This is a genomic window from Myxococcus vastator, from assembly GCF_010894475.1.
Taxonomy (GTDB): domain Bacteria; phylum Myxococcota; class Myxococcia; order Myxococcales; family Myxococcaceae; genus Myxococcus; species Myxococcus vastator.
In genome coordinates this window covers 1-7,111 of the sequence record NZ_JAAIYB010000431.1, presented here as the reverse complement: position 1 = coordinate 7,111, position 7,111 = coordinate 1, and the positions used below count along the sequence as shown (strand labels likewise).

Here is a 7,111-nt window from a genome sequence, read left to right as displayed (position 1 = left end):
CCCCAGAGCAGCGCCTGCGACGGCTCCACCGGGGCCCCGCCCGCCTCCACCGCGCACGCCTCGCGCGTCACCACCCAGAGCCGACCGGAGAGTGCCTCGGAGGACTCGAGCGCCCGCAGCGCGGAGACCACGCTGATGCAGCGCTCCCGGGCGCTGCTCCGCAGGGCCCCCGGCGACTCCACGCCCGGCACATCCAGCCCCCACAGGTGCACCACGCCCGCGCGCGGCAGGCTCTGCGGGAAGCGCTCCCGCCACAGCTTCGCCAGCGCCACGCCGTCGGCCGGGTCCACGGCCAGGGCCCCCGGCACTGACGAAGCGCCCGCGTAGACCTTGACGTGCGGCACACCTCGCTGCTCCAGGCGGGCGGCGAGCGCCTCGCCCACGCCCCCCTGGTCGCACAGCAGCATCCACGCGCCCGGAGCCCCCTCACCCGGACCGCTCGCGGTCGACGCTTCCCAGCGAACCTGGAGCAGCGAGTCCGCGTCCAGCGTCGTCGCCGCCACGGCGCCGTCATGCGCGGGGGCGCTTTCCGAGCGCTCCACCGAGAGCCGCGCGGACACGACGGGCCAGTAGCGCTGGCGGCGCCACGGGTAGGTGGGCAGCGCGACCTTGCTGCGCGACGGCTCCGGGTCCACCGCGCGCCAGTCCACGTCGTGCCCCTGGAGGAACAGCCGCCCCAGCGCGCCCAGCAACTGCGCCCCCTCCGGACGCCCCTTGCGCAAGGAGGCAATCCACGCCGCCTGCTCGCCCAGGCACGCCCGGCCCAGGCCCAGCAGCGTGGCGGTGGGGCCCACCTCGACGAACACGTCGATGCCCAGCTCGCGCAGCGACTCCATGCCCTGCTGGAAGCGCACCGGCTCGCGCGCGTGGCGGCGCCAGTACCCCGGCGCGCCCAGTTCCCCTGTCCCCACGGGCCGGCCCGTCACGTTCGACACGAGGGGAATCGCCCCCGGCAGCGGCGTGACGCGGGCGGCCTGGGCCTCCAGCGCGTCGAGCATCGGCTCCATCAGCGGCGAGTGGAACGCGTGCGAGACGACGAGCGCCTTGGTGCGCACGCCCTGCGCCTGAAGCTCCGCGTCGAGCCGCGCGAGCACCGCGCCCGCGCCGGACAGCACCACCTGGCCGGGCGCGTTGAGGCAGGCCAGCGACACCTGGTCCAGGTGCGGCGCCAGCAACGGCCGCACCTGGGCCTCCGTCGCGAAGACGCTGAGCATCGCACCGCCCGGGGGCAGCGCCTGCATCAGGCGGCCCCGCTCGGCGATGAGCGCCAGGCCGTCCTCCAGCGACAGGTGGCCGGCGACGACGGCGGCGGCGAACTCACCCACGCTGTGGCCCATCACCGCGTGCGGCACCACGCCCCAGCCCTTCCACACCTGCGCCAGCGCGTACTCCAGCGCGAACAGCGCCGGCTGGCTGTACTCCGTCTGGTCGATGGGGGAGTGCGCCCCCTCGGCCGGGAAGAGCACGGGCAGCAGCTCCATCCGGGGCCGCAGCAGCCGCGCGCACTGGTCCAGCGCGTCACGGAACACCGGCGAGGTCGCGTACAGCTCCCGGCCCATGCCCACGTACTGGCTGCCCTGCCCCGTGAAGAGGAAGGCGACCCGCGGAGCCCGAGGCGCCACCTCGCCCGAGGCCACCGCGTCCGAGAGCTCGCCCCGGGCGAAGCCTCGCAGCGCCTCGGCCAGCGCCTGCGTCGATTCGCCCACCACCACACTCCGGTGGTTGAAGCGCGCGCGCGTGGTGTTCGCGGTGAAGCACACGTCCGCCGCGTCCAGCTCCGGGTGCGCGGACAGGTGGCTCGCGTACTGGCGCGCCTGCTCCACCAGCGCGTCCTCCGACTTCGCCGTCAAGAGCAGCAGGTGCGAGGCCGGGCGGCTCGGGGCCACCGAGGGCACCGCGCGCGCGGGGGCCTCCTCCAGCACGATGTGCGCGTTCGTCCCGCTCATGCCGAACGAGCTGACGCCCGCGAGCCTCCGCTTCTCCGAGCGGGCCCACGGCAGCGCGCCCTCCGCCGGGATGACGAAGGCCGTGCCCTCCATGCGGATGCGCGGGTTGAGCCGGGTGAAGTTCAGGTGCCTGGGGATGCGCTCGTGCCGCATCGAGAGCACGACCTTCATCAGCCCCGCGATGCCGGCCGCGGACTCCAGGTGGCCCAGGTTCGTCTTCACCGACGCCAGCGCGCACCGGCTGCCGTCCGCCCTTGGCGCGCCCACCACGTCGGCCAGGGCCTCCACCTCGATGGGGTCACCCAGCGACGTGCCCGTGCCGTGCGCTTCGATGTAGCCGATGGCGGAGGGCTCCACCCGCGCGTTCGCCAGCGCCTGACGCAGGAGCGCCTGCTGCGCGAGCACGTTGGGCGCCGTCAGCCCCGTCGAGCGGCCGTCCTGGTTGATGGCCGAGCCTCGCACCACCGCCAGGATGGTGTCCCCTTGCGCCTGCGCGTCCGACAGGCGCTTGAGCACGATGACGCCGCAGCCCTCGCCGCGCACGAAGCCGTTGGCCCACGCGTCGAAGGTGCTGCACCGCCCGTTGGGTGACAGCGACTGGGTGCGCTCAATCATCTCCGTGCTCAGCGAGTCCAGGATGAGGTTCACCCCGCCCGCGAGCGCCAGGTTGCACTCCCCCAGCCGCAGGCTCTGGCAGGCCAGGTGCACCGCGACGAGCGACGACGAGCACGCCGTGTCCACCGCGAGGCTCGGGCCCTGGAGGCCCAGCACGTAGGAGACGCGCCCGGGCGGGAAGCAGTGGCCGTTGCCGGTGATGTAGTAGGCGTCGAGCTGGTCCGCGCCCATGGGCAGCACGCGCTCGTAGTCGTTGCCGGTGATGCCCACGAAGACGCCGGTGGACGAACCCAGGAGCTTCTCCGGGTTCTGCCCCGCGTCCTCCAGCGCCTCCCAGCTCACCTCCAACAGCAGCCGCTGCTGCGGGTCCAGGCTGGCCGCCTCGCGCGGGGAGATGCCGAAGAAGTCCGCGTCGAAGCCGTCCACCTCCTCCAGGTAGCCGCCCCAGCGAGGCGCGCCCGACTCCGGCCCCTGGCGGCGCGACGCCGGCTCGCGGCGCACGGCGTCCCGCCCCTCCTCCAGCAGATTCCAGTACGCCTCGGGCGAATCCGCCACGCCCGGGAAGCGGCACCCCATGCCGACGATGGCGATGGGCTCCGTGCGCGCCTTCTCGAGCGTGTCGAGCTTCGCCTGCACTTTCTGCATCGCGAGCACGGCGCGCGCCATGCGCTGCTTCAGTTCATTCTCATGGGTCGCGTCACTCACGATTCGTTCTCCAGCGCGGTCAGCGCATCGTCGAAGAGGTCCAGCAGGCGCTCATCCGAGAGGGCCGCCAGCTCCGCGGCGGACTCCTCGGCCACGCGCTCCTGGCCCTCCGTCGACGGTGAAGGGGTTGCGGGCTCGCGCACCGGCGCGAGCTCCAGTCTTTCGAGCAGGTGGGCGCTCAAGGCGCCCAGCGTGGAGTGCGTCCACAAGAGCGTCGCGGAGAGCGTCAGCCCCAGGGATGCCTCGACGCGGTTGCGCAGCTCCAGGCTCATCAGCGAGTCGAGCCCCAGTGCCCGGAACGGGTCCGCCCGTCCCACGCGCGAGGGCTCCAGCCGGAGCACCTGGGCGATTCGCTCGCGCAGGTGCGCCTCCAGCAGCTCCAGGCGCGCGCCCGGCTCCGCCTGCCTCAGCGCGGCCAGGAAGTCCGAGCCGGGGCGGGCCACCTCGCCCCGTCCCTCCGCGCTCAGCTCGGACCAGACGCGCAGGGGCGCCACGGACGGGAAGAACTCCAGCCACTGGCGCACGTCCAGGCGCACCGCGGCGGCCTGCGTGGCGCCCTCTTCGAGCAGCCGCTGGAGCAGCGCCTCGCCCTCGCGCGCCGTGAAGCTCGCCATGCCCTGGTACGCCAGGCGCTCGCCCCGGTTGGCCTGCGCGGCGGCCAGGCCCACGTCCGCGAACGGGCCCCAGTTGACGCTCAGGGCCGGCAGGCCCACCGCGCGCCGGTGGTGCGCCAGCGCATCCATCGCCGCGTTCGCCGCCGCGTAGTTGCCCTGGCCCGGCAGCCCCAGCAGCGACGCCACCGACGAGTAGAGGACGAAGAAGTCCAGGGGCTCGTCGCGCGTGAGCTGGTGCAGGTTCCAGGCGCCACGCACCTTGGGCGCCATCACCGTGCGCAGGTGCGACGTCGTCAGCCGCGCCAGGGTGGCGTCCTCCAGCACGCCCGCGCAGTGCAGCACGCCGCGAAGGGGCGGCAGCGCCCCGCTCCGCGCCGGCGCCAGCGCGGCCTCCAGCTGCTCCGCGTCCGAGACATCCGCCCGGGCCACCTCCACCCGCGCGCCCCGCGCCTCCAGCTCCGCCAGCGTCCGGCGCGCGGCGTCGGACGGGGCGGAGCGGCCCATCAGCAGCAGGTGACGCGCGCCGTGCGCCACCAGCCACGTCGCCGCCGACAGGCCCAGGCCGCCCAGGCCGCCCGTCACCAGGTACGTCGCGTCCGCGCGCACCCGGAAGCCCGCGCGCGCGGGGGCCACCGTCAGCGCCGGGTCCTCCATGCCGATGACGAGCTTGCCGGTGTGCCGCCCCTGCGCCATCTCGCGGAAGGCCTCCGCCACGCGCGAGACAGGGAAGCGCTGGTGCGGCAGGGGCCGCAGCGCGCCGGACTCCACCTGCTCCATCACCTCCTGGAGCAGCCGCGCGAACAGCACCGGCTTGCGCGTCTGGAGGCCCGCCAAATCGATGGCCGTGTACGAGATGCTCTTGCGGAACGGCGTGAGCTCCAGCGCCCGGCCGTCGTAGATGTCGCGCTTGCCGACCTCCAGGAAGCGGCCATCCGGCCCGAGCAGCTCCAGGCCGCGGGGGATGGCCTCCCCCGAGAGCGAGTTGAGGACCACGTCCACGCCCTCGCCGTTCGTCAGCCGCTTCACCTCGTCGGCGAAGGCCAGCGTGCGCGAGTCCATGACGTGCGCGATGCCCAGGGCGCGCAGGAACTCGCGCTTCTCGGGCGTGCCCGCGGTGGCGAAGATTTCGGCGCCCCGGGCCTGGGCCACCTGCACCGCCGCCAGCCCCAGTCCTCCGGCCGCAGAGTGAATGAGGATGCGCTCCCCCTGACGCAGCCGGCCCAGGTGCTCGAGCGCGTACCACGCCGTCATGAAGACGAGCGGCACGGTGGCCACCTCCTCGGCGCTCAGGCGCTCGGGGCACGGACGCACGAAGCGCGCGTCCGCGATGACGTGCGAGGCCAGGCTGCTCCCGGCGACCGCCACCACCCGCTGTCCCGGCGCGAGGCCCGTGACGCCCTCGCCCACGGACACCACGCGGCCGGCGCACTCGCCGCCCAGCGAGACGGGCCCCGGTGGCAGCCCCGGATAGATGCCCATCGCCTTCATCACGTCGATGAAGTTGAGGGCCGCCGCCTCCACCTGGACCTCCACCTCGCCGCGCCCCGGACGCCGCCGCTCGGCCACCCGCGCCACCAGCCGGTCCAGCACGCCGGGCGTGGGAATCTCCACCCGGAAGGCGCGCCCCGCCGCGGGGAGCCTCGGCTCCACGGACTCGCGCGAGGACTCCACCGGGAGGCGCCGCGCCAGCCGCGCCGCGTGCCGCCCCCGCGCGCGCAGGGCCACCTGCTCATCCTTCGCGCCACAGAGCAGCTCGGACGCCAGCGCCGGGGCCACCGCCTCCGGCGCCAGCTCCTCCACGTCCACGCAGGTGCACCGCAGCTCCGGATGCTCGTGCGACACCACGCGGCCCAGGCCCCACAGCGCGCCCTGCACCGCGCACACCCGGCGCTCCTCGCCCACGGCCTGCGCGCCGCGCGTCACCAGCCACAGCCGGGGCGCGGCGCGCCAGGCCGCCCGCGTCAACTCCTGCACCAGGTGCAGCGCGCCGCCGCACCACCGCTCGGCCTCGTCGCTGGCGCGCGCCCCGGCCACCTCCACCTCGGCGGACTCCAGCGCCCACAGGTACACCACGCCGCCACAGGGCGCGCCGTCCGGGAACGCCTCCGCCAGCAGCCGCTGGAAGTGCTCACGCGAGCCCGGCGCCACCTCGAAATGCCCGGGCCCCAGCGCGCGGAAGCCCGTCCCCATGTCCACCCGCACGCACGTCTCGCCTCGCGCCTCCAGGTGGCGCGCGAGCGCGGCGCCGTGGCCCTGCCCATCCATCAGCACGAGCCAGGGCGCCCCCGCGGAGGTAACCGTCGCGGGCGCCTCCACGCGGTGCCACGCCAGCTCGAAGAGCGCCTGGTCCTGGGCCACCCGCCGCGCGTCGCGCTGTCCCGCGAGCGGCGCCAGCACCAGGCCCCGCACCTCGGCCACGGGCAGCCCCTCCGCGTCGAGGAGCCACACGTCCGCCTCCAGGAGAGGCTCACCGGCGACGGGCTCCGCCACGCGCGCGTGGGCCCAGCGCACGGGCGTGTTCGCGCGCGACACCGTGAAGCGGCGCACCCGCACCGGAACGTGGGTGCCGCCGCCCGCGGGCAGCGCCTCCAGGAGCACCTGAAGCCCCGCGTCGAGCATCGCCGGGTGCAGCCCCCGCACGGCGCCCAGGGCCTCGGGCACCTCCAGCCGCCCCAGCGCCTCCCCATCCCGCCGCCACACCTCGCGCAGCCCCTGGAACGTCGGCCCATAGCCCAGGCCGCGCGCCTCCATCTCCTCGTAGTGCGCCGCCCCGTCGCGCGACGGGGCGCACCGCCGCCGCACCTCGTCCAGCGGCACCGCCGTCGCCTCGCCCCCAGCGCCCAGCGGACGCACGGCCCCGGACGCATGCGCCGTCCAGACCTCGGCGCCCGCGCCCGACACGGGCACGAAGCTCGACACCTTGAACGACGCGCCCCCGGCCGGCTCGGACGTCAGCACCAGTTGGGTCGGCCGTGAGCCCTCCTCGGGCAGCGCCAGCGCCTCGTCGATGCGCACGTCCTCCAGGGCCCACGGGCCGTCGCCCAGGCCCTCGCGCGCCGCGGCCAGCGCCCAGTCCAGGTACGCCGCCGCCGGGAGCACCACCGCGCCCTGCACGCGGTGGTCCTTCAGGTAGGGCAGCCGCTCCACCGCCACGTCCACGTCCCAGAAGCGCGCCCCCGGCCGCAGCGAGGACCGGCGCGACACGCCGAGCACCGGGTGCCCCTGCCCGTC

Annotated in this window: 2 protein-coding genes; both read right to left on the bottom strand. The window is 75.3% G+C overall.

All coding sequences use genetic code 11. From position 1 onward, the window contains the following. Positions 1-3,266: type I polyketide synthase (locus tag G4D87_RS30500; RefSeq protein ID WP_163786218.1), on the bottom strand; the 3,266-nt coding region annotated here is incomplete at its 3' end. Continuing rightward, positions 3,263-7,111: SDR family NAD(P)-dependent oxidoreductase (locus tag G4D87_RS30495; protein WP_163786217.1), on the bottom strand; the 3,849-nt coding region annotated here is incomplete at its 5' end. The genes G4D87_RS30495 and G4D87_RS30500, both read right to left, overlap by 4 nt.